Annotated in this window: 12 protein-coding genes and 2 pseudogenes; 9 read left to right on the forward strand and 5 right to left on the reverse strand. The window is 43.4% G+C overall.

Annotated features, from left to right (window positions below; genetic code table 11):
- Positions 1-87: pseudogene (locus tag O9332_RS00505) on the reverse strand (IS200/IS605 family transposase); the annotation flags it as partial.
- A gap of 45 nt (positions 88-132) precedes the next feature.
- Here O9332_RS00505 and O9332_RS00510 point away from each other — a divergent pair.
- A pseudogene (locus tag O9332_RS00510) lies at positions 133-492 on the forward strand (plasmid replication protein, CyRepA1 family); the annotation flags it as partial.
- On the opposite strand, the gene O9332_RS00515 reads toward O9332_RS00510, so the two are convergent.
- Together O9332_RS00515 and O9332_RS00520 are read right to left on the reverse strand one after the other, a co-directional pair.
- On the reverse strand, positions 489-980 hold the full coding sequence (locus O9332_RS00515) for a GNAT family N-acetyltransferase (protein WP_002757157.1): 492 nt from the start codon (positions 978-980) through the stop codon (positions 489-491). The pseudogene O9332_RS00510 and the gene O9332_RS00515 overlap by 4 nt on opposite strands.
- An 82-nt stretch (positions 981-1,062) precedes the next feature.
- Entirely contained in the window at positions 1,063-7,200 is a 6,138-nt protein-coding gene (locus O9332_RS00520) for a translocation/assembly module TamB domain-containing protein (RefSeq protein ID WP_288023243.1), read from the reverse strand.
- A 457-nt stretch (positions 7,201-7,657) separates the two neighbouring features.
- Between O9332_RS00520 and O9332_RS00525 the strand changes: the two genes are divergently transcribed.
- The 4 genes from O9332_RS00525 (at position 7,658) to O9332_RS00540 (ending at position 13,213) form a co-directional block, all read left to right on the forward strand.
- Positions 7,658-8,848: a DUF3747 domain-containing protein gene (locus tag O9332_RS00525; RefSeq protein WP_002757153.1), complete on the forward strand. Its 1,191-nt coding sequence runs from the start codon at positions 7,658-7,660 to the stop codon at positions 8,846-8,848.
- 346 nt (positions 8,849-9,194) lie between these two features.
- Positions 9,195-10,724 carry a glucose-6-phosphate dehydrogenase gene (zwf, locus tag O9332_RS00530; protein WP_002736082.1) on the forward strand — a complete coding sequence of 510 codons (1,530 nt, stop codon included), beginning with the start codon at positions 9,195-9,197 and terminating at the stop codon, positions 10,722-10,724.
- 289 nt (positions 10,725-11,013) lie between these two features.
- On the forward strand, positions 11,014-12,369 hold the full coding sequence (opcA, locus tag O9332_RS00535; protein ID WP_002757151.1) for a glucose-6-phosphate dehydrogenase assembly protein OpcA: 1,356 nt from the start codon (positions 11,014-11,016) through the stop codon (positions 12,367-12,369).
- Between the two features lie 259 nt (positions 12,370-12,628).
- Complete coding sequence (locus tag O9332_RS00540; protein ID WP_002757149.1) at positions 12,629-13,213, forward strand: Uma2 family endonuclease; 585 nt, start codon at positions 12,629-12,631, stop codon at positions 13,211-13,213.
- A gap of 132 nt (positions 13,214-13,345) precedes the next feature.
- Here the strand turns inward: O9332_RS00540 and O9332_RS00545 are convergent, their stop codons facing one another.
- On the reverse strand, positions 13,346-14,554 hold the full coding sequence (locus O9332_RS00545; RefSeq protein ID WP_002757146.1) for a phosphoglycerate kinase: 1,209 nt from the start codon (positions 14,552-14,554) through the stop codon (positions 13,346-13,348).
- A 163-nt stretch (positions 14,555-14,717) separates the two neighbouring features.
- Here O9332_RS00545 and O9332_RS00550 point away from each other — a divergent pair, with 163 nt between their 5' ends.
- The 3 genes from O9332_RS00550 (at position 14,718) to O9332_RS00560 (ending at position 16,189) form a co-directional block, all read left to right on the forward strand.
- A complete protein-coding gene (locus O9332_RS00550; protein ID WP_002757143.1) occupies positions 14,718-15,128 on the forward strand; it encodes a universal stress protein in 411 nt (136 codons plus the stop codon).
- A 404-nt stretch (positions 15,129-15,532) separates the two neighbouring features.
- The gene (locus O9332_RS00555) at positions 15,533-16,015 is read left to right on the forward strand and encodes a photosystem I reaction center protein subunit XI (protein ID WP_002757141.1); all 483 of its coding nucleotides are present in this window, start codon (positions 15,533-15,535) and stop codon (positions 16,013-16,015) included.
- A 57-nt stretch (positions 16,016-16,072) separates the two neighbouring features.
- The gene (locus O9332_RS00560; protein ID WP_002737043.1) at positions 16,073-16,189 is read left to right on the forward strand and encodes a photosystem I reaction center subunit VIII; all 117 of its coding nucleotides are present in this window, start codon (positions 16,073-16,075) and stop codon (positions 16,187-16,189) included.
- A gap of 190 nt (positions 16,190-16,379) precedes the next feature.
- On the opposite strand, the gene O9332_RS00565 is transcribed toward O9332_RS00560, so the two are convergent.
- Positions 16,380-18,581, reverse strand: a complete 2,202-nt coding sequence (locus O9332_RS00565) for a hybrid sensor histidine kinase/response regulator (protein ID WP_288023245.1) — start codon at positions 18,579-18,581, stop codon at positions 16,380-16,382.
- 396 nt (positions 18,582-18,977) lie between these two features.
- Between O9332_RS00565 and cobN the strand changes: the two genes are divergently transcribed.
- Positions 18,978-22,619 carry a cobaltochelatase subunit CobN gene (gene cobN, locus O9332_RS00570; protein ID WP_288023247.1) on the forward strand — a complete coding sequence of 1,214 codons (3,642 nt, stop codon included), beginning with the start codon at positions 18,978-18,980 and terminating at the stop codon, positions 22,617-22,619.
- Positions 22,620-22,769 lie beyond the last annotated feature (150 nt).

The raw sequence follows: 22,769 nt of genomic DNA on the forward strand, positions 1-22,769 counted from the left end.
GAAAACGGCTTTACGATATTTGGCTGGGAACACTAAATGATATAGCAAAACACTTACATTATGGCTCTTATGGATGTATTCACTCATTTTTCTATTGTACGCCGCGAGCGGCGGGGAATTAGACCCGAAGAGATTAAAAACCGCAACGAGATTAAAACTATCACCAAGATTAACCTCTCTAATACTGCCCGTCCTCTGACGATTATTCGTAATTGTTTGAACTTGTTAGGTTATCAATTAACCAGCAAGGGCAGCCAGAGAATTGCTAAAAAATCTCTAAAAGTTTATCAGATTGTTGCCCCTCAGGATGGGAGAGAACAAGTGTTTCAACAATGGTTATTTAGAGACGAAAAATGTGCGGGAAGTTCTGAGATTTGGTATGAGGACTATCTCTTTTCTCTCACCCAGAAACCATCTCTAGGCGAATCAGAAAATGCTTATATTCAATTAAGTCTAGAATTTAGTCTAGCTATGGAGAAATTGCCTATTTAAGCGACTTTTTTCCCTAAAATGACCACATCAGCCAGAAAATCGTCTAGAGCGGCAATTTGGGGTAAATAACCCCATCGTTGAAAGCCGAATTTTTCAAAGAGACAAATACTGGCTTGATTGTGGGCAAAAATAATACAGATAAGATTAGATATACCCAATTGGGGACAGCGCTCCAAGGCATATTCTACTAATAATTTACCGATTCCACGACCTTGATAATCGGGGGCAATATATAAACTAACCTCTGCCGTTTTTTGGTAAGCGACACGACCATAAAACATCTGTAAACTCAGCCAACCCACCACCCGACCTTCGATCGCTATTACCCAGATGGGATACTGTTCAGGATCGTGCTTTTCAAACCATTCTCGCCGACTTTCGAGGGAAATAGGCTTTAAATCTGCGGTTGCCTTGCGAGTGGGAACAGCAGCATTATAAATCTCGATAATTGTTGGTAAATCTGTTTCTTTAGCCTCGCGAATAATCATAGAATATCAAGTAAGATGAAGTATAACCTAATTTTCCCTTGTCTCCTAACTTCTGAATTATGCTATATCTCTCAATCTTACTTTAAAATTGGGTTTGATAGCGGACGGTAAACTCATTCAAATTGTAATCGTAGGAGAAGCGGATAAAAGACTGGGAATTAACTCGATAGACGGTTTCCAAATTGGGAAGAATATTAAAATCCGTTGCTCCGATCGCATTACTAACCGCATTTTCCACATCATACACGACTCCTTGGGCTAAGAGGGGAATTGCCAACTGAACCACTCCAAATTGAATTAATTGTTCCGTATTTTTCCCCTGTAAACCATTAAAAACCGACAGCAATTGTTCCCCCAAAAGTCGAACGATTTCCCCTTGGCTGCGGGGGGGAGTGCTGGTTAATTTAACTAGGGGAGTATTAAGCAATCCCTCATCTTCACCTCTAGCAAAAGCCACTGCTTGTAAACAATTAGCAGCTTTTTGTAATTCTGTATCTGTATAGTTTTCCTCTAGGGGAAAAGGTGGACTATCGGGACGAATTTGGCACACTTCATTGATATTACGTCCTAAATTTGGTAGCAAGCGATTTAATTCACCTTCAACGCTGAGGGTGACATCGATCCTTTGAATGCGATTGAGGCTATCATCGGGAATTTCATTACTAGGAAAATCCCCCCCTGGACGGGAGATAGCAAAATCACGAGATTGAGAAAATTCGCTGAGAATTGTTCGCAGTTGAATATCAACAAAGGGATTAAAAAGTCCCAACCCGCGACTAGAATCGAAAACAATAACATTCTGATTGCGTCGGTTAAGAAGAAAACGCGTATCGATGTAACTAACCCGTCCTCGATCGAGATTAATCACTCCATTGGTTTGTAATCTCTCCAGTGAAGTGAGCGGACCGTTCAAGGTTAAAGCACCACTAAAATCAAATTGATACAAAGGTTCTTGTTCGATGGATAATCCCGCTAAAGACACTTGGAAATTATTTAAAACTGGAGTAATATTTGTCGTCTGAGGAATGTTGAGAGGCTGCAGCCAGCGACTCACCGGTTTATCGGTTTCTTGATTAATTTCTGGGGTGCGAGGAAGAAAAACTTTCCCCCTAGAAAGACGCACATTCCCCCCGATAATTGGTTGCTGAATTGTTCCCGTTACCATGGCATTCCCAGCAATTAATCCCCGATAAAGACCATTAATTGCTATATCTCCCTCTTGAATATTAACTGTTAAGGGATTAGGATTATTTTTGATGGCTTGAAAGAAAGGTAAAACTCCCACCACAGAAATTTGTCTGTCAGCGATCGAGCCTTGTAATTCCTCTACTGTTAAGTTTTCAGGGGTTAACCCAATGCGGCCATTTACGGTTAAAATCTCTGGAAAAGCAACACTGCGGATAGCGGCATTATCGAGAGTAACTATACCATTTGCTTCTAAATCTTTGATTTTTAAGCCTTCTTTTATATCTAATCTTCCCGTCGCTGAAAGAACTACCTCCCCCTCACCATTAACCCATTCGATGGCGTTTTGACTGATAGCTTCGATCAATTTGATTGCATCGGTTCCCAATTTTGCTTGGATTTTTAATTGATCATTACCCGGTAAGGGAGGATAGGGAATGCTGGCATAGAGTTGGATTGATTCGGAGGAGGTTGTCCGCAAATCAAAACGATACTGGTTATAGGTAAATAAACCAATTATATCTTGATTAATATTTTGGGCATTAATTGCACCATCAATAAAGGCAAAGTTACCCTGAATACGAGGATTTAATAAAGTTCCTGTAATTTGTCCTTGAGTTTTTAGACTACCGGACAAATCTAAGGGAAACTGCACAAAATTTCTCAAGAGATCGAGAGAAAGATTTTCCACGGCAAAACTTCCCTCTACTTTTTTTATGGAAAAATCACCCGCTAAAAATACGGAAGAATCTCGTGATTTTAATCTAATCGGTTCTATCCTGAGCAACTGACGATTTAAGTTAAGATTAATTGTTACTTCATCAATCGGAATTAATTGGGTATCGGTGGTGACAATTCCGAGAGGGTTAACAATATTTACTGTCGGTCTTTGGGGTCGCCATTCCCATCTATTGCCCTGAAATTGTACGCTAAGATCGGGATTTTTTAAAGTCCCGGTTAAGGCTATATTTGCTTGATAACGGCCGCGAAAATCTAGTTCGGAAGGTATCCCGACTACCCCTCTTTCCCCTGCTAATTGCTGGATTATTTCTTCAATTTTTGCCCGCAAATTTACCTGTTGTGCTAGGGAAGCTTCGGGATTACCTACTCCTAGGGGACTAAGTTGAATAGCTGGGTCATTCTCTGAGGAGAAAAAGTTGATTAAACTGGTTAAATCATAGATACTAGCAACTGATAATAAATCTTGAATATAACCTTGATCTACCCTGAGTTTAGCTTCTATTGCTTGGGTTTGCCAATTAAACAAACCTTGCAGATTATATTGACTTGCACCCGCTTGTAAATTCCCCGCTTGCAGTTGAACTATGGAATCCCGATAAACCAAATTTGCCGTTAATTTTTCCCCAATTAAGTTACCTAAACTAGGTTGATTAATCTCTAGTTGTCCCTGTCCCTGTAAGTCAAATAAATTGATGTCTAGATTGGCACTCAATTGGCCAGTAATAATCCCCGGAATATTGTAGGCTGCCGTGGGAGATATTTTCAGGATTTCTAGGGGAAAATTGGCAATCTGAACATTTAAATTTTCTCCGCTTCGTTTAGCTGTTGCTAGAAAAGGAGTTTGATTTCCAAAAGCTTGGCGAATATTTATCTCTAAGGGAAGATAGGGCAGCAGACAATTATTTTGTTGACAAGGATCAAAAGTTAAGTCAATAATGTCCTGATTTCCCCGCAGATTTAAACTAATATTTTGACAGATTCCTGCTTGCATACTTCCTTTTAAGACAGGTTCAAAAAGTCGCTCATTAATGCTAAAGTTAGCTAAATTGATATCCCCTTTGATTTGTATATTTCCCACTTTTTGCCAAGCAGTTAAGAGATTTTTCCCCGTGATTTGTCCTTGAAATTCTCCGATCCCTGTCAGTGTCGATTCTTTGGGTTTTAGGTTAGAATCAATTGGTAAAAGCGATATAATCTGAGTTAGCGGTACAGCAGCAAGATCGGTTTTTGCCTGTAGATTTAAGTTAACCTCAGCGATATCGGGTTGACTGATAAGATTAGCTAAAAGAATATTTCCTCGCACATCAAAGCTATTTTCTCCCCACTGTGCCGAAAGATTATTAACCTGAATTGGTGTTACTCCCTGCCAAATTTCTTTAATATTTCCCGCTAAATTGGCACTAAAATCTAGGTTAGGAATCGAGATTGATTTTATTCCTGGCAATTGCCCCAGTAGGGCAGCGGGATCGAGATTAGCGGCAATAATATCACTTTGCCAGAAGTTATTATTCAGTCGTGCCTTAGCTTTAATCTCTCCTTTGGCTACATGAATACGAGAGTTAAAAACTGCTTTGACACTGCCTAAGTTGAGTCGTTTTTCTAGCAGAGAGTCGAAAATAGTTTGGGCATTTCCTGTTGCTTGAAACTTCGTTTGGTCAATATTCAACGCTAGGGGAACATTAGTCTGAAAATTCTCTAAGCTACCCAGAATATTAAAAATACCGTTGTTTAACTGAATATCAGTATTAATCGGATTATTATCCACTAACAACCGAGTATTTACCCTAGCATTGACGGTGGACAAATTAGGGATTTTTCCCGCTAGTAAATTATTGATTGCACCAGTGAAATTGACTTGGGTTTTCCCTAGACTAACAGGAATATTTATATTGGGTAAAAACGGATTTAAGTTAATGCCAGCCGTATTAACTATACCGCTTAAAATACCTTGTTCCAGTTGGGTTGTCGTTCTCAGGGATTGATTATTGACAAATAACTGTATATCCCCCTCTCCGCGCCAAGTTTGTAAATCCGTTAAAGTACCGCTAATCAGAGCATTTATTCTGCCAGCAAAGCTGATTTTTGCCCTGCCTAAACTAACGGGAACTGTTAAATTTTCCACTAGAGGATTGAGACTAATTCCCCCAGTGTTGACTGTTCCTGTCAGGAAACCTTGATTTAGTTTGGCTGTGGCAATTAAAGGATTATTATCTACTAATAAATCCAGATTCCCTTGACCTTGCCAACTGCTGAAAATATTATTTTTATTCTTCAGCAATTCCCCTAAATAACCTTGTAAATTAATTTGCGATCGCAGTAATTTAACCTGGGTTGGTAAGTTAGGCAATAGGGAATTAATCGGCAATCCCGCTAAGAAAGCGTTAGCCTGAAGATTTCCTTGCAATACTTGACTATTGACTGAAATTGTGCCTTGTTTACCGCTAATTCTTAAGTTAGCAACTCCGTTTAAAGTATTAATATTAAGTTGGTCAATTTTGCCACTAACTTGAATATTAGCTGTCTCTAAATTTAAGGGTTCTAAGGTTTCTAGGTAGGGGCAAATGCTATCTAAATATTGACAAACAAGAGGCACAAAAGGAGTCAATAAAAAGTTATTACCCGTGATTTTTCCCTGGACTAATTTGCTAGTAAAATCACCATTACCATTAACCTGTAGTTTGCCGCCATTTGTTTTAATGACCGTATCGGTTAAATTTATTTTGTTGCCCCCTAAAAATACTTTACCCTCCCCGGCAACATTGATTAATCCTGACTGATTAACCCTGGGTATTTGCCAATTAATTAATAATTGTGGCAGTCCTAAACTACCCCTAGCTTTAATATTAGCTTGCAGATCGTTTATATTAATTTTAGCGGGAATTGTTGCCAGTTGAGATAAAATTTTTCTCGTGGGAAAATTGGCTTGTAAATTCAAATCAATCGGCATTTTGGTCCCGTCAAGAGGTTGATTTTTTTGCAGGGATTGCAGAATATTTAACTGCAATTTTCCTTCTCCTTTAATTTCTCCACCTGCGACGGGTTTAATTTGAATTTTATCTAAATTAAGACGATTGAGATTTGTTTGAAAATTACTGGTTATTGATTGAATAGGAATTTGCTCAAAAATAATCGGTTTGCTGTTGCTAACAGTTCCTTTAATTAGAGGTTGATCTAGTTTTCCCGTCACTTGAAAAGTAGAGCGTGCTTCTCCCCGTAAATCTAGAGGTGATTGCAGATAAATAATTCTTAAAAGTTGTTGTAAATCCACCGATTCTAGAGCGACATTGAGATGATAACCAGTTTGCCAATTTACTTCTCCTCTCACCTCAGTTTTAATCTTGCCAATACTTGCGTTCGCCTGTTCAACTAATACTTTATCTCCCTGTAAATTTAACTTAGTTGTTAGCTTAATTGGATACTGAAAAGGTTGGAATTTTCCCGCTACATCCGTCACCTGAAAATTACCATTTCCTTCGGTTTGATTTAGCTTTGCCCAACTGGGAATATTGAGAGCAATATTGGCATTTACTTGTCCTTGATTGAATTGGAAATTGCGATTAGGAATTAAAGTTAATAGTTCACTTAAATTTAAACGATCAATCTGAAGATTAGTTTGACTTTCACCCGTTTTTAACGCCGTTTCTCCTTGAATTTTTACTTGACTTTTGAGGATTTCTGCGCTAAGATCGTAGGTGAGAGGTTGCCTTTGATTATCAAGAAATCTTCCCTGACCATCGGCTTTAATTTCTATCGGTTTTTTCAGGGTATAGGGTTGGATAGTAATAGCTGCCTTCTCCACCTGAACACCCAGATTTAACTTAATAGGTGCCTCCCGCTCAAAGTTACTAGATATTTTTTCTAAATTATCGAGCCATTGACCATTTTTATCCTGATCGAGATAAATACTGGGATTAATTAACTTGACATCAACCGGCAGCGGCAGACCTAAAAGTAAGGGCAGCGGATTTAATCCCAATTCGATCGCATCAATAGATAAACTATCAGCAGAATTGGCCGTAGCTGGAATTTCCGATTTACCGATACGGATGCGATTAAAATAAAAGCCCTCTATCTTACCTACCCTGACGGGTCTATGCAGCATTTCACTGAAGATATTATCTAAAATTGGGGTGAGACGTTCATAAACTAAATAACGAGTCGTAAAATAGCCAAGGGAGGTAATTCCTAGGAGAGTAATTCCCCCGACAATTAAAGTAGAAGGCCGGCGTAAAAATCGACCGATACTCAGAAAAAGATTAGGACGAGAAGAAGGATCGCCAGGGGAGTTACTCATAATTGTTTACCTCACACACACCAAAGAAAGGGCAACGGCTCACCAGAGCTAATAAACTATGATAATTCACCGCAGCACTGATAGCCCTCAATCGATTAATTGCCATTTTTTAGGCAATTATTGGGCTTAAATCCTGTGAGGAAGTCAAGGGATGCGGTCAATTAAAAGCCTCTCTCCCCATCTTAGCCTAAGACTCGAATGGCTGGCTAAAATTTTCAACAATCCGCCAAAATCTGCCTAGCTTCAACAGTCAACCGAATTAATATTGATCACCCCACCAGTTCAAGCAGAATATTGCTCGGATCAATAGGTTCGGAAATTGAAGATTGAGAGAAAACTTGTGCGGACAGACAACAATCCGGCGCAGTCTGGAACAACAACCAGAAGTATTCAGTCTTAGAATATTGGGACTAGCACGTCTATTTTTACTGCAAAAAGCGTCTTATAGATAAAGATTATGAAAGCCAGATTATCGATCGCCCTAACCGCCCTAATGACCTTGGGCATAACTGCCACACCAGCGGCCAACTTTGACGAACAGGACATCGAGCAGACCCAGGTAGTAGCGATCGCTCGTCCCTACGGAGGTAATAAATTTGACCTGCTAGTATTGGAACAAATTCCGGGAAAACAGAAGTGTTGGAGCGAAAGCGGCTCAAATCCCGTCATGATTGACCCGCTGCTCCTCAACTTTGACTTTACCGGCATTTGTCGCCGCGCCACTGATAGTAATGGTTATTCTATCCGTCTCGATGGCCGGGATTTTGGGCTAGATTACATCCTGCGTATTGTGGAACGCAATGGCGAATTATACTTAGTGGGAACTCCCCGGGATGCGCGCAGACCGGAATTAGTGGTGGGAAGAACCCGAGGAATGCAAACAGGATTTATGAAAATTATCCTCGAACCGGGTTGGAGATTTAGCCGTCGTACCTTTGAAGGCAAAAGTTTAGGCCACTTCTACTTTAGCGGCAAAGAAGCGGAAGTTCTCGCAGCCACCGGCAGACCTCCCCTCAGCGAAACCACTCCTCCCCCCAGTTCTGGGTCTAGTTTTCAGGATATTAGCGGCGATATCTATAAAACTGAGATTGAAAAAGCGATCGCGCTTGGGGTAGTGGCCGGTTTTAAAGAAGATAACACCTTCCGCCCCGAAAATCCCGTCACCAGGGAACAATTCGTCTCGATGATTATTGAAGGGATGGGAACTGTCACCAAAATTAACCTAGAAGAGATTCCCCCCGGCAGCGGCAGTTTTAACGACGTAGAAGCGACGCGCTGGAGTGCCAAAAAAATCCAATGGGCCCGGGCCAATGGTATTGTTGCCGGCAAAGCTAACGGCGAATTCCGTCCCACCGACCCCATCACCAGGGCCGAATTGATGGCGATTCTCAAACAGGCCGCCACCTACCTGAAAACTCAGCAAAAACAAGCCCCCGATTTAGCCCAAACTAAAACCCCCGTCAATTTTTCCGATACTTCCGGCCATTGGGCCGCCAGTTTAATTACCCAGATGTCGGGATTTTGCGGTGTGGCCTCTCCCTTGAACGAACGGGGTAGTTCTTTTGTACCAAACGATCCCGCCCGTCGTAACTACGCAGCAGCCGCCATCGTCCGTACCCTCGATTGTGTTAAAACCGCCAAAAAATAAGTAGGGTTTGCGGCAAAAAGTTTTTCTTAGGGTTAGATTGTGGGGTTTTACCCATTTTTAGGAGGTCAATTACCTAATTTTCAGGGCAAAAGTCCCCCAATTTTCCCCCCGCTCACTCCCAGTCCCGGAACTTTTTGATCTCAAAAAGGCCTAGGCACTCATGCAAAAGGAGGAATCAATAATCAGTCTTTAATAACCAGATTTAGTATGATTACTGGTCACTGATTACTGATCACTGATTACTGATTACTGATTACTGATTGTGGTTGTTAATTTTTACTTTAGGTATGCCGTCGGGTATTCTCGCTAGACTGGAAAATAATGCACCTCGGCTAGACAAAATCCTATGGTAAAGCTGCTCGAAAATCCTCTCCGAGTGGGATTGCGACAAGAAAGAACCCCAGAACCCCTAATTTTAGTCATTTTTGGGGCATCGGGAGACTTAACCCAAAGAAAACTGGTTCCTGCTCTCTATCAACTGAAACGGGAAAGACGACTACCGGCCGAATTAACCATCGTTGGTACAGCGCGCCGAGAGTGGAGTCATGATTATTTTCGCCAACAGATGCGCCAAGGCATCGAAGAATTTTCCGACGGGATTGGCAGTGAGGAATATTGGCAAGACTTCGCCCAAGGGTTGTACTATTTCCCCGGCAACATGGACGATCCGGAAAGTTACGCCAAAATGAAAGTTTTTCTGGAAGAATTAGACGGAATCCGGGGAACCCGTGGCAATCGAGTCTTTTATCTAGCGGTTTCTCCTAATTTCTTCCCTCCCGGTCTTAAAAACCTTGGCGCGGCTGGAATGCTGAAAGACCCAATTAAACACCGGTTAGTGATCGAAAAACCCTTTGGCAAAGATCTCAGTTCTGCCCAAGTTCTCAATCGAGTCGTACAAGAGGTTTGTCAGGAGAACCAAGTTTATCGCATTGACCACTATTTAGGCAAGGAAACCGTCCAAAACTTATTGGTGTTCCGATTTGCTAACGCTATCTTTGAACCCCTCTGGAATCGTCAATTTATCGATCACGTCCAGATTACCGTGGCCGAAACCGTGGGAGTGGAGGAGCGGGCCGGATATTACGAAAAATCGGGAGCTTTGCGCGATATGGTGCAAAATCACCTGATGCAGTTATTCTGCTTGACGGCCATGGAAGCGCCCAACGCTATTAACGCTGATAGTGTCCGCGGCGAAAAAGTCAAAGTCCTGCAAGCGACTCACCTGGCCGATATTAATAACCTGGAAAAATCCGCCATCCGCGGCCAGTATAAAGCCGGTTGGATGAAAGGAAAACCCATTCTGGGCTATCGGCAAGAACCGGGGGTTAATCCGGAATCGACCACCCCCACCTACGTGGCCATGAAATTAATGGTAGATAACTGGCGTTGGCAGGGTGTCCCTTTCTATCTGCGTACCGGTAAACGTCTGCCGAAAAAAGTTTCCGAGATTGCCATCCAATTCCGCCATGTGCCGTTATTAATCTTCCAATCGGCAGCCCAACAAACTAATGCAAATGTACTGAGTATGCGAATCCAGCCTAACGAAGGTATTGCCCTCCGTTTTGAGGCGAAAATGCCGGGGTCGGAATTACGCACGCGCACGGTAGAAATGGACTTTAGTTATGGTTCCTCCTTCGGTGTCACCAGTGCCGATGCCTATAATCGCCTACTTTTAGACGCTATGCTAGGAGATCAAACCCTATTTACCCGTTCTGACGAGGTAGAAGAAGCATGGCGCATCGTTACTCCCGCTCTCGCCGCTTGGGACGCTCCCGCCGATCCCGCCTCCGTACCCCAATACGAAGCGGGTACCTGGGAACCCACAGAAGCGGAATTTCTCCTTAACCGCGATGGCCGTCGTTGGCGAAGACTCTAAAACAGTGAACAGTGACCAGTAATCAGTGAGCAGTAAACAGTGAGCAGTAATCAGTAAACTAAAAACTCACATCTGATAACTGATAACTCACCTCTGATAACTGGTAACTGAATCACTGATAACTGATAAGTGGGTGGGTGAAATTAAATATAAGATGAACGTAGGTTGGGTTGAAGCATGAAACCCAACGCCCGCATGGGTTACGCTACCGCTAACCCATCCTACAAATAATTGTGCCTCCCTACTTAACTGGTAACTGATAACTGATAACTGATAACTGATAACTGACATGACCACCCAAAGCCCCCCCATTGTCTCCCTGCAAGCACCGAAAGATGTTTCCATCGATGTGATCGAGCAGGAACTGCGCGATATCTGGCAATCCTATAATGATAATGAGGATGGTATGGCCGCCACCCGGGCCACCACCTTTAGCTTTATTGTCTATGAACCCGATGCGGTACAGGAATTGTTAACCCTTCTCGGCTATTACACCGGCCCGATTGATGGTATTGCCGGTCCCCGGACTCACGCCGCGATCAAAGTCGCCCAGAAGGACCTAGAACTAGAAGTAACTGGGCTTTCTAGCGATGAATTTGTCGCTCGGTTAAGGGCGGCCTGGGAAGCGGAAAAAAACGCCGAGGACGGGGCTAATCATCGTCAATACGCCGCCGATTTGGATGCGATTGGGGTCGCAGATGCGATCGCTGCTTCCAATCCCTGTCGCATTATTACCCTCTGTCCCACCGCCGAGGCCGATGAAGGGGTGAAAGCCTCCGTTTCTGCCTATTGTCCCGTTAACAAACGTAGTCAGAATACTTTAGTTTGCTGTGAATACGTTACTTTAAGCGGTACAGCGGAAGCTTTGGAACGAATTGGCGGCATTATTTCCGAGTTAACTATTCCCAGTTTGCCCAAATTTCTCTGGTGGAAAGCCAGTCCCGACGGCGAATATGGACTATTTAAGCGTTTGGCCAGTCAATGTGATACGATTATCGTCGATTCCAGCACTTTTCGGGAACCGGAAACGGAACTGCTGCAAGTGGGGGATTTATTAGCCACAGATGTACCATTAGCTGACCTGAACTGGAGTCGTCTCGCTCCTTGGCAAGAACTAACCGCCGAGGCTTTTGATCCACCGGAGCGCCGGGATGCTATTCTGGAAGTCGATCGCATCACTATTGATTACGAAAAGGGCAATCCTTGTCAAGCTTTTATGTTCCTCGGTTGGATGGCCAGCCGGTTACAATGGCGACCAGTGGGATATAGTCACCGGTCGGGAGATTACGCTATTCATCGGATTAGCTTCCTCGGTCAGGACCAGCGTTTAATTGAGGCGGAATTAGCCGGTGTTCCCGTGGCCGATTGGGGTGAAGTACAAGGAGATCTGATTAGTATTAAACTCACTTCTACTAATCTTCAGGCTGATTGTTGTACGGTAATTTGTTCGGGAACTACTGGCTGTATGCGGATGGAAGCTTCGGGAGGGGCCCAATCTTGCCGCGTTGAACAAGTGTCCCATCTGGAAGACCAAAAAACAGAAACTCTGCTAGGTAAACAGTTACAGCGTTGGGGCCAGGACGTGCTTTATCAAGAAAGCATGAAAGTCACTAGCGCTATCCTCAAATTATCCCAACCGGATTAGCAAATTAGCAACAATAATCCCACCCACTTTGGAGAGACCTTGTTAACAAGGTCTCTCGATATTTATCCGGCAGTCAGCACCTGATTAAAACCGATAATTATAAGTAGGTAGGCGTTAAAAATTATCAGACACCCCCCTTATCAAGGGGGGCAGGGGGGATCGAACCTAAAATCCATTTTTAATTTAATTATAACCAGCTACTTACCTTTTCAGAAAACAGGTTATCATAAAAACAGAGCTTTGCTTTCAAGGGGGCAATATGGTCGCAACCACTGAGAAACGCTACACAGTCGCAGAATACTTTCAACTAGAGGAAACTGCCACCGACAGACACGAGTATCGAGATGGAGAAATTATTATTATGACTGGGGGAACTCCTAACCATAATCGCATTGCGGGAAATTTTTACAGAAGATTTCCCTTAACTATCCAGAATCAAGCCTATGATATATTTATCACCGATCTACGCTTGGCAATACCCACCTATAATGTGTACACCTATCCCGATCTTATGATCGTTAAGGGAGAACCAATTCTTGAAAGAGGACGCACCGATACGATTACCAATCCACAGGTGATTATCGAGGTTTTATCAAAATCTACTCAAGACTATAATCGGGGTGATAAGTTTAAATTTTACCGCTCTCTTGATAGTTTTGAAGAATATATTTTAATCGATCAATATGGTTATTATATAGAACAATTTCATAAAAGGGGCGATCATTGGGCATTTCGAGATTATCACGATCAAGAAGCGATTTTAACTTTGTTTTCTCTAGATTTTCAAATATCCCTGACAGATTTATATCAGCGAGTCGATTTTACCGCAATTGAAGTATCCTAATGACTCAACTATTTTTGCCGCAAAAGTCCTGGTATGATTAACTCCCAATCCAACTTTAAAAACCCACTCCCTAATTCATAAAAAAAGGCAGGCCAGGACCCACCTTGTTTAAACCTGAGATATTAGCGATAATTAGGCTTCATCGAGGGCGGCAATACCGGGTAAAACCTTCCCTTCGAGTAATTCCAAACTAGCGCCACCACCGGTGGAAATATGGCTCATTTTTTCCGCCACTCCCACTTTTTCCACCGCCGCTACCGAGTCACCACCACCGATAATGGTAGTTGTACCCGTAGCGGTTAAATCGGCTAAAGTGTGAGCGATCGCATCTGTACCCGCCGCAAATTTATCGAACTCGAACACCCCCATCGGGCCATTCCAGAGGACAGATTTACAGTTAGATAAAGCTTCTTGGAAAACTTTAACTGATTCAGGTCCGATATCCAATCCCATCCAACCATCGGGAATATTTTCGACCTTGACGATTTGGGACTCGGCATCTTTATCGAATTTATCCGCTAACACCACATCGGTAGGAAGGAGGAATTCCACTCCTTTTTCTTTAGCTTTCGCTTCCAGGGATTTGGCTAATTCCAGTTTGTCCTCTTCCACCAAAGACTTACCAACACTTAAACCGCGGGCCTTGTAGAAAGTAAAGATCATACCGCCACCGATGAGCAGTTTATCGCACTTTTCCAATAAAGTTTCGATCACGCCAATTTTACTAGAAACCTTAGAACCGCCGATAATCGCCGCTAGGGGACGTTGGGGAGTTTCAATAGCTGCTTGTAGGTAGTTTAATTCTTTTTCAATCAAATAACCCGCCACCGAGGGGCTGAGATAGTGGGTAACGCCTTCCGTAGAAGCGTGGGCGCGGTGGGCGGTACCAAAAGCATCATTAACGTATAAATCGGCGTTAGCGGCTAATTTTTTGGCAAAATCGGGATCATTTGCCTCCTCTTCACCGTGGAAACGCAGATTTTCTAAAAGGGCCACTTGACCGTTAGACATTTGACTAATCGCTGCCGTCACTCCCTCACCAATACAATCGGGACACATGATTACTTCTTGGCCCAATAATTCCGAGAGACGTTTAGCTACAGGGGTCAGACGCAAATTTTCTTTAACTTGACCGTCGGGGCGACCCATGTGGCTGCATAAAATAACCTTAGCCCCTTTTTTGATTAAATCCTCAATGGTTGGTAGTGCCGCCCGAATGCGGGTATCATCGCTGATTGCCCCGGTGGCTTTGTCCATGGGAACGTTAAAATCGACCCGGACTAAGACCCGTTTGCCCGCTAAATCAGCTTCTGTTAAATTCGCTACTGTTTTTTTTGGCACAGCCCATAACCTCCTAGATTGCTTACCGTACAATAAAGATTAAATCAGGGTATCGCTACTTGCGGCAATTACTTTGACAAAGATTATTTCAGATTTGGGGATCAGTTTTGCAGTTCTAAGACTGATTTGCCCAGAAAAATTTGATTGGAGAGACTTGCTAATTATGTTTGAGACGATTTTATTTCCCATCGACCACAGCCGCGAAAGTCGTGACGCGACCAGTAGTGTGATCGAATTAGTCAAAATCTTTGACAGTCGTTTGATCCTGTTGTCGGTGGTGGAAACGACACCCGCCGGAGAAATTGCCCCCGACGATAAGATGAGTTCGATCGAAGCGGTGGATAGATTGTTACAATCGGTGCGGGCGATTTTTGCCCAAGCTGACATCACTGCGGAAATGATTGAACGGGAGGGAATACCCTCTTTTGTCATCTGTGATGTGGCCGATGAAGTTAATGCCGACCTGATCGTTATGGGTTGTCGCGGTTTAGGATTAACCAGCGAAGGTGTGTCCGAAAGCGTCACCACCAAAGTTATTAACCTTGCCCCCTGTCCAGTGTTGATTATCCCTTAATCAGTGAGCAGTTATCAGTGAGCAGTTATCATACTAAATCCAGTTATTAAAGACTGATTATCTATTCCTCCTTTTGCCTCTTGCCCCCCCGACGTCGGGGGGGTTGCCTCTTGCCTATCCTGATATGTCGCCTATACTCAACGGATTTAGTATCAGATGTGAGTTTTCAGTTCACTGATTACTGTTTACTGTACGGCTACGCCGTGCCTTTGGCAACACTGAAACAAGGCTCCCCATCTCCCCCGTCTCCTGAGAGAAATGTAACGAATTGTGAGAGTTTCAGCCGTCAACCCTTGAAAACTCGATCGATGGGGTTGCTTGAAGTAATTCTTAGGCCTAAAGTGTAATCTTAAAGTTTTATGATCAATTTTCCTGTTGATCGGAAAAAGGAGAACTCAAACACAATGGCTGAAACTGGATACAAACAGGTGGTGACACCCTACAATGATGATCCGTTCATTGGTCATCTAGCTACCCCCATTTCCGCTTCTGGTTTTACCAAAGCTTTTATTGGTAACTTACCTGCCTATCGTCCCGGTCTAGCTCCGATTCTGCGCGGTCTAGAAGTGGGTATGGCCCACGGTTATTTCCTCGGTGGTCCCTGGGTTGTCCTGGGTCCCCTGAGAGACTCGGAATATGCCAATCTCGGCGGCTTAATCCCCGCTTTGGCCATGGTTCTCTTGGCTACGGGTTGTTTAGCTAGTTATGGTCTTGTCTCTTTCCAAGGTAAGGCCGCTAGTGGTGATCCGCTGAAATCCTCCGAGGGTTGGAGTCAATTCGCCGCCGGTTTCTTTATTGGTGGTATGGGTGGCGCTTTTGTGGCCTATTTCCTCCTAGAAAATCTTGGTGTCGTTGATGGCATCATGCGCGGGGTTTTTAATCAATAATTAACCCTTGTTCTACCTGATTATCATTTCCTTATTTTTTTACTAGGAGCATTTGACATGACTGGTGCCTACGCAGCTTCTTATCTGCCTTGGATTTTAATCCCGATCGTCTGTTGGTTAATGCCAGCCGTGGTTATGGGTTTGTTATTTATCTATATCGAAAGTGAATCCTAATTTAGTCTAGGATTCCTACAATTAAGGACTTGAAAATTAGCTATTTGATAGTTAGTTTTCAAGTCCTATTTTCTGAGGAAAAAGGAAAAGTATTGACCAGATGAAAATTGGTAAAACCCCACACCCTACACCCCACAACCCACACCCCACACCCTACCCGCACCGAAAAACTTTTTGCCGCAAACCCTACTTATAAAGCGGTTAGATAGCGGATTTTTTCCAACAATAGGGAGGGTTGAATCGGTTTGAGGAGATAGTCGTCAATGCCATGACGACCGAGAAAATTAACGCTGATTTCAGGGGTATCATTCAAGATTAGCACTTTACTGGCTTGAGTTTGGCTAGATTTTTTTAAAAGGTGACAGAGATGATATATATCGGGCATTTTTCGATCGACAATTATAATACTTGGCTGCACGATCTCAATTTTTTTGATAGCGGAGACACTATCGATTAACCAAATAACTTGATAATGTGCCACCATCAATAACTCACAAATAAGATTGGCAATTTCTTCGTCACTTTCAATTAAAACTACAGTGGGATGGTGGTGATTAAAATGGGGATTATTATCCGAGGGTTGGCGCTGGGATTTGGGGGGCTTTTGTTGAGGTAAACGGACGGTAAAAATGGAACCTTTATCTAAGCAAGATTCTACCTCGATCGTGCCGCGATGGAGTTCCACTAATTGTTTAGTTAAAGCCAATCCTAATCCCACACCACCATAACGACGTTTGCGAGAGCCATCCAATTGGGTAAATTTTTCAAACAGAAGCGGTATTTTTTGAGCAGGAATGCCGATGCCCGTGTCCTCTACCTGAAAAATGACCTGACTGCCTTCTTTCCACAGTCTCAGCGTGACAGCACCCTGTTCGGGGGTAAATTTCAGGGCATTTTTTAACAAGTACAAAAGTATCTGCTGAACTCGATCATAATCGGCATAAAAATAATGCTCTTTTTCGGTAATTTTCATCTCTAAAATTAGATTAATTTCTTTAATTTCTGCCTCTGTTTTGATAATTTCTAAAACATGATTACAGAGATATTTTAGCGAAAATTGTTTAATATCTAAAACAGCTTTTCCTGCCGAAACTTGCGAGAAATTAAGCAAGTCATTGATTAATTCTAATAGTTTATTGCCGTTATCCTGAATAACTTTTAGATATTGTTTTTGTTTGTCGGGAGGTAAAAAATTACTAGCTGCCGAGCATTTTTGCAGGGTACTGGACAAACCGATAATACAAGTTAGGGGAGTTAATAACTCATGACTCATATTATTTAAAAATTCACTTTTGCAGAGGTTAGCGGCTTCTGCGGCCATTAAAGTATCTTGTAATTCTTGGGTTCTTTCTATTACCCGGCGTTCAAAAATATCTTTTTGTTCCTGTACTTGAGAATATAATTGCGCTTGATAGATAGCGATGGCGAGATGTTCACCAATCTGACCTAAAAATTTCTTTTCTTGCGGCAACCATTGGCGTTTTTCTTGACATTGATGGGCAATTAATAAACCCCACAATTCTTCTTGTACCACAATCGGGGCGATTAATTTTGATTGCACTTGGTGTTGTCGCAAAAATTCGGACAAACAGAAGGAAGAAGAATAGTTAACATCCACATCATCCACAGCCAGAATTAATCCTTGACGGTACTTTTCTTTGTATTGGGGAATATAGGAAAAACAATCGTCTTCGGGGGTTAAATTTAACACCGAATTTATCTGGTCAGAAATGCGCGACTCGGAAGTTATTTTTCCCTTTACCTCACCGGTACTGGGGAAAAATTGATAAATTAACAATCGGTCCACTTGCAGAAACTCCCGCGCTTCCCTGACTACGGTTTCCAGAATCACCGGTAACTCCAGACTCTGACGCATTTGCGTGATGACTTGGTTTAATAATCTTTCCTGTTGGATTTGTTGGGATAGGGCAGCTTCTACCGGTTGACAAACGGAGAAGATGCGGGAACAATCTCTATCAGCAGACGGAGAAGAAATTATCGAGAGAATTTTGACTAAAATTTTATTTTGAAAACTGCTGACATTAATGGATAGAGGCAGATTTAAAATTTGATAACCCTGCTGAATTTTTGGGTTGTGGAGAGACTTGACAGCCAGTCCTTGCAGAAAATTTTTAATCGTGTTCGCTTCAAAACTAATGCGGACTTCGTACTGAAAATTATTCCCTTGGGGACTGGCTAACAATAAAGCTTGTAGGTCAGTGGAAAGCAAGAGTTGATAGATTTCTCCTGTCTGTGGGGGAAGATCTCTTTCACTTAGACTAATCCTCGGTGCTGTCACCTGTATTGCCAACTGTCCCCACCAAGAACGAATTTGTTCGAGGTGAGTAGATGACAACACTTGACAGCAAACATAAGCGGGAGAAGCGTTCATTTATCAGTTATCAGTTATCAGTTATCAGTTATCAGTCATCAGTTATCAGTCATCAGTTATCAGTTATCAGTTATCAGTCATCAGTCATCAGTAAGGTGATGGGGGGACTGGGGACTGGGGTTTGGTCAAGTTTTCTTATTCCCTATCCCCTACTATTCCCCAATCCCTATTCTTAACAGTGTTTCTCATAAGTGGGAAATGTAACCTAATTTGATATCAACTCCTGACGACCGACCACTGGCTCCCCAAAACGAAAACTTCGCACCTCACCATTAAGATAACTGCTATAAATTGCCGCAGACAGATATAATCATCTCTATCTACCTAAGAATGATCCCTCGATCGAGACCCTGATTCTCAAAACCTAATCATTATTTAACCTGACTCTCAAAACTTATGCATCGTATTGCTCCCCAAGCGGGTGGTTGGACAGCAGATACCGAAGGGGTGATTATTATTGACCAAAATCCGGCCCCGATTGTTCTCCTCACCATGGCTGATACCGATATTCAAACTCTAGCGGCAGCTATCGACCATCTACCCGATAATTTTCCCGCAATTCGCGCCCTCAATTTATCGCAGTTACAGCAGCAATACAGTATCGATAACTATGGGGACAAGGTACTATCCCAAGCAAGAGTGATTATTCTTCGCTTATTGGGGGGACGGGGGAGTTGGTCCTACGGGTTGGAAGTAGTTAAGGAAATTGTCGAGGAAACCGGTGCGACTTTATTTGTCCTCCCGGGAGAGGATAAACCGGATTTAGAGTTGATGAGTCATTCCACTGCTTCCCTGACTACTGTTAATCAGTTATGGTGCTATTTCACGGAAGCAGGGATAGATAACTGGATTAATGCTGCTAAATTTATCGCGCATACCTGTCTCCATCTCGACTATCCTCCCTCTCCTCCTGGGGTTGTCCCTCGGTTGGGAATCTATTCCCAGATAACCCTATCCCAACCCCAAGCACGGACTTGGATACTTTTCTATCGTTCCCATTATCTCGCGGGTAATACCAAAGCTATCGATGCTTTAATCAGCGCTTTCACCCAAAGAAATATGGAAACTGTCCCTATCTTTCTCTCCTCTCTGCGGGAAATTGAAGTGCAAGAGGAACTATTAACCCTCTTTTCCCACCATCCCCCAGACTTAATTCTCGATACCACTAGCTTCTCTATCCAACGACCAGAAGACAAACAAAATCATCACTTCTGGCAGTCTCTCAATAAACCCATCTTCCAAGTTATCCTCAGCAGCAGCAGTTTAGAAGCTTATCAACAGGGTTATCAAGGTCTTTCCCCCCGGGATGTGGCCATGAATATCGCTTTACCGGAAATGGATGGCAAAATTATCACCCGCGCTATTTCCTTTAAATCTGTCCTCACCCGACATCCCAAACTGGAAACGGAAATAGTTATCTATCAACCCCTCCCCCACCGGGTTGATTTTGTCGCTGATTTAACCGCAAACTATTGTCAACTCTCCTCCCTTCCCAACTCCCAGAAAAAAATTGCTCTCATTTTCCCCAACTATCCCAATAAGGATGGTCGTATCGCTAACGGAGTCGGTTTAGATACTCCCGCTAGTGGTCTGGAAATTCTTCGCGCATTACAAACCCAAGGTTATACCCTCACCGACCTACCCGACCATAGCGATGAATTAATGCGATTGCTGATTTCCGGTATCACTAATGACTTGGAGACAAGGGAATTAAAACCTATCTATCAATCTCTCTCCCTAGAAGCATATCTAGATTATTTCTCCTCCCTTCCCCCCGATAATCAAAGCGCTATGCTTGACCGTTGGGGACATCCGGACAGGGATTTTCCTATCCCCGGCATCCAGTTAGGTAATGTCTTTATCGGTATTCAACCTTCTCGCGGTTACGACCTTGACCCGACTCTTAATTATCATTCCCCCGACCTGGAACCTACCCACAGCTATCTCGCTTTTTACCATTGGTTACGACAGGAATTCCAAGTCACTGCTGTGATTAATCTCGGTAAACACGGCAATTTAGAATGGCTGCCGGGGAAAAGTCTCGCTCTTTCTCCCCATTGTTATCCCGAAATTGCTTTCTCGTCGCTGCCGAATTTCTATCCTTTTATTGTCAATGACCCTGGAGAAGGGTCCAGCGCTAAAAGACGTTCCCAAGCTGTTATCATCGACCATCTCACCCCCCCAATGACGCGAGCGGAATTGTATGGGGATTGGGAAAAGTTAGAGTCCCTCATCGATGAATATTATCAGGCAGAATCTCTTGATCCTTCTCGTTTAGCTCTGATTCGCGAGCGGATTAACGATCTGGTGGCGAAAACTAATCTCGATCGAGAGCTAGGCACGATCTCGCGTAGCGAGCGCGTTGCGACCAGCGCCTCCTTTAGTCAATTTCTCACCCTCGTGGATGGTTATCTCTGTGAACTCAAGGAAGCACAAATCCGCGACGGTTTACATATCTTCGGTCAATGTCCCCAGGGTCAGCAGTTAATTGATTTAATCCAATCGATCGCTCGTTCTCCTAGTCCCGACCGCCCCGGTTTAACCCGTTCGATCGCCCTTGACCTCCATCTCGACTGCGACCCCCTGACGGAATATAACGATACTACTACCTATCTGGAAAGTCTCGCTCAGGATTTAATTAGCCAGAAAATTGAACCTCTAGGCGAAAATACGGCAAAAGAATTGGTTTGGCTAGAAAATCAGTTAATTCCTGCTTTAAAACAAACCCCCGATGAACTTACCTATCTCTTAAAAGGTCTCACTGGCCAATACGTCCCCAGTGGTGCTTCCGGCGCTCCCACCCGCGGCCGTCCCGATGTTCTCCCCACCGGCAGAAATTTCTATTCTGTCGATACCCGCGCAATCCCCACAGAAACCGCGTGGGAAGTGGGAAGAAAGGCCGCAGAGGCACTAATTGAACGTTATACCCAAGAAAATGGCGAATATCCCCGCACTTTGGCGATTTCTATCTGGGGAACTTCGACGATGAGAAATAGTGGCGAAGATGTGGCCGAAGCCATGGCTTTACTGGGAATTCGTCCCCTTTGGGATGGTTTTTTCCGTCGGGTAGTCGGGTTTGAAATCCTTACCCCGTCTAGCTTAGGCCGTCCTCGCATTGATGTTACTGTTCGGGTATCCGGCTTTTTTAGGGACAGTTTCCCCAGCATACTACATCTTCTTAATTCTTGCATAAATGCGGTAGCTTGTCAAGAGGAAGAGGAAAAAATTAATCCTTTAGCGGCGAAAGTGAAGACAGAGAGGGAGTTTTGGCTAAGTCAGGGCTTAGGAGAAAAGGAGGCGAAACTGAGAGCTACTGCCAGAATATTTGGCTGCAAACCTGGTGCTTACGGGGCCGGTTTACAGGGGTTAATCGAGTCACAAAACTGGCAAAATGATCAAGACTTAGCTAATGCTTATATTAACTGGAGTTGTTATGCCTATGATAGCCAAGGAACTGCCCATTCTTTACCGGAAGTATTGAGAAATAGACTGCAAGAATTAGAGATAGTGCTGCACAATCAGGACAATCGGGAACACGATATTTTCGACTCCGATGACTACTATCAATTCCAAGGCGGCTTAACTGCCAGTGTCCGGGCTTTAACCGGCAAAAATCCCGTCACCTATTTTGGTGATCATTCCCGACCGGAAAATCCCCGCATCAGAACCCTAGAGGAAGAAATTCGCCGGGTTTACCGTTCGCGAGTGGTTAACCCCAAATGGATAGCGGGAGTGATGCGACACGGCTATAAAGGCGCTTTCGAGATGGCTGCGACCGTAGATTATATTTTTGCCTACTCTGCCACTACTCATCTGGTGGAGGATTTTATCTATCAGGGAGTAGCCGAAGCTTATTTATTTGACGACAAGGTACAACAATTTATTCAGGAGAAAAACCCCTGGGCATTGCGAGATATGGCCGAAAGATTGTTAGAGGCTCAACAACGGGGATTATGGACCCAGGTGGACCAGAAAACTTTAGATCGATTGAGGGCAATTGTCCATGAGGCCGAAGGAGCGATCGAATCGGGTCAGTAATTAGACCTCTTGTAAAAATCAAAAATCTGACCTTAGGTGAGGAGTCAGTAGCCAGTAGTCAGTAGTCAGGAGAATTAAGAATGAGCATTAATCAATTAAATGCTCTATCTAAGGATTTTATGCAATTTTATGCCTATTTTTCTCATTTTT

This window comes from Microcystis sp. LE19-10.1B (assembly GCF_027530565.1).
In the GTDB taxonomy this organism is placed as follows: Bacteria; Cyanobacteriota; Cyanobacteriia; order Cyanobacteriales; family Microcystaceae; genus Microcystis; species Microcystis aeruginosa.

What these genes read in the sequence shown, in the direction of transcription:
- opcA (WP_002757151.1), top strand. Translation starts at nt 11,014, where the DNA reads ATGACCACCCAAAGCCCCCCCATTGTCTCCCTGCAAGCACCGAAAGAT.
- O9332_RS00525 (WP_002757153.1), top strand. Translation starts at nt 7,658, where the DNA reads ATGAAAGCCAGATTATCGATCGCCCTAACCGCCCTAATGACCTTGGGC.
- O9332_RS00515 (WP_002757157.1), bottom strand. Translation starts at nt 980, where the DNA reads ATGATTATTCGCGAGGCTAAAGAAACAGATTTACCAACAATTATCGAG.
- O9332_RS00550 (WP_002757143.1), top strand. Translation starts at nt 14,718, where the DNA reads ATGTTTGAGACGATTTTATTTCCCATCGACCACAGCCGCGAAAGTCGT.
- O9332_RS00560 (WP_002737043.1), top strand. Translation starts at nt 16,073, where the DNA reads ATGACTGGTGCCTACGCAGCTTCTTATCTGCCTTGGATTTTAATCCCG.
- O9332_RS00540 (WP_002757149.1), top strand. Translation starts at nt 12,629, where the DNA reads ATGGTCGCAACCACTGAGAAACGCTACACAGTCGCAGAATACTTTCAA.
- O9332_RS00555 (WP_002757141.1), top strand. Translation starts at nt 15,533, where the DNA reads ATGGCTGAAACTGGATACAAACAGGTGGTGACACCCTACAATGATGAT.
- O9332_RS00520 (WP_288023243.1), bottom strand. Translation starts at nt 7,200, where the DNA reads ATGAGTAACTCCCCTGGCGATCCTTCTTCTCGTCCTAATCTTTTTCTG.
- cobN (WP_288023247.1), top strand. Translation starts at nt 18,978, where the DNA reads ATGCATCGTATTGCTCCCCAAGCGGGTGGTTGGACAGCAGATACCGAA.
- O9332_RS00565 (WP_288023245.1), bottom strand. Translation starts at nt 18,581, where the DNA reads ATGAACGCTTCTCCCGCTTATGTTTGCTGTCAAGTGTTGTCATCTACT.
- zwf (WP_002736082.1), top strand. Translation starts at nt 9,195, where the DNA reads ATGGTAAAGCTGCTCGAAAATCCTCTCCGAGTGGGATTGCGACAAGAA.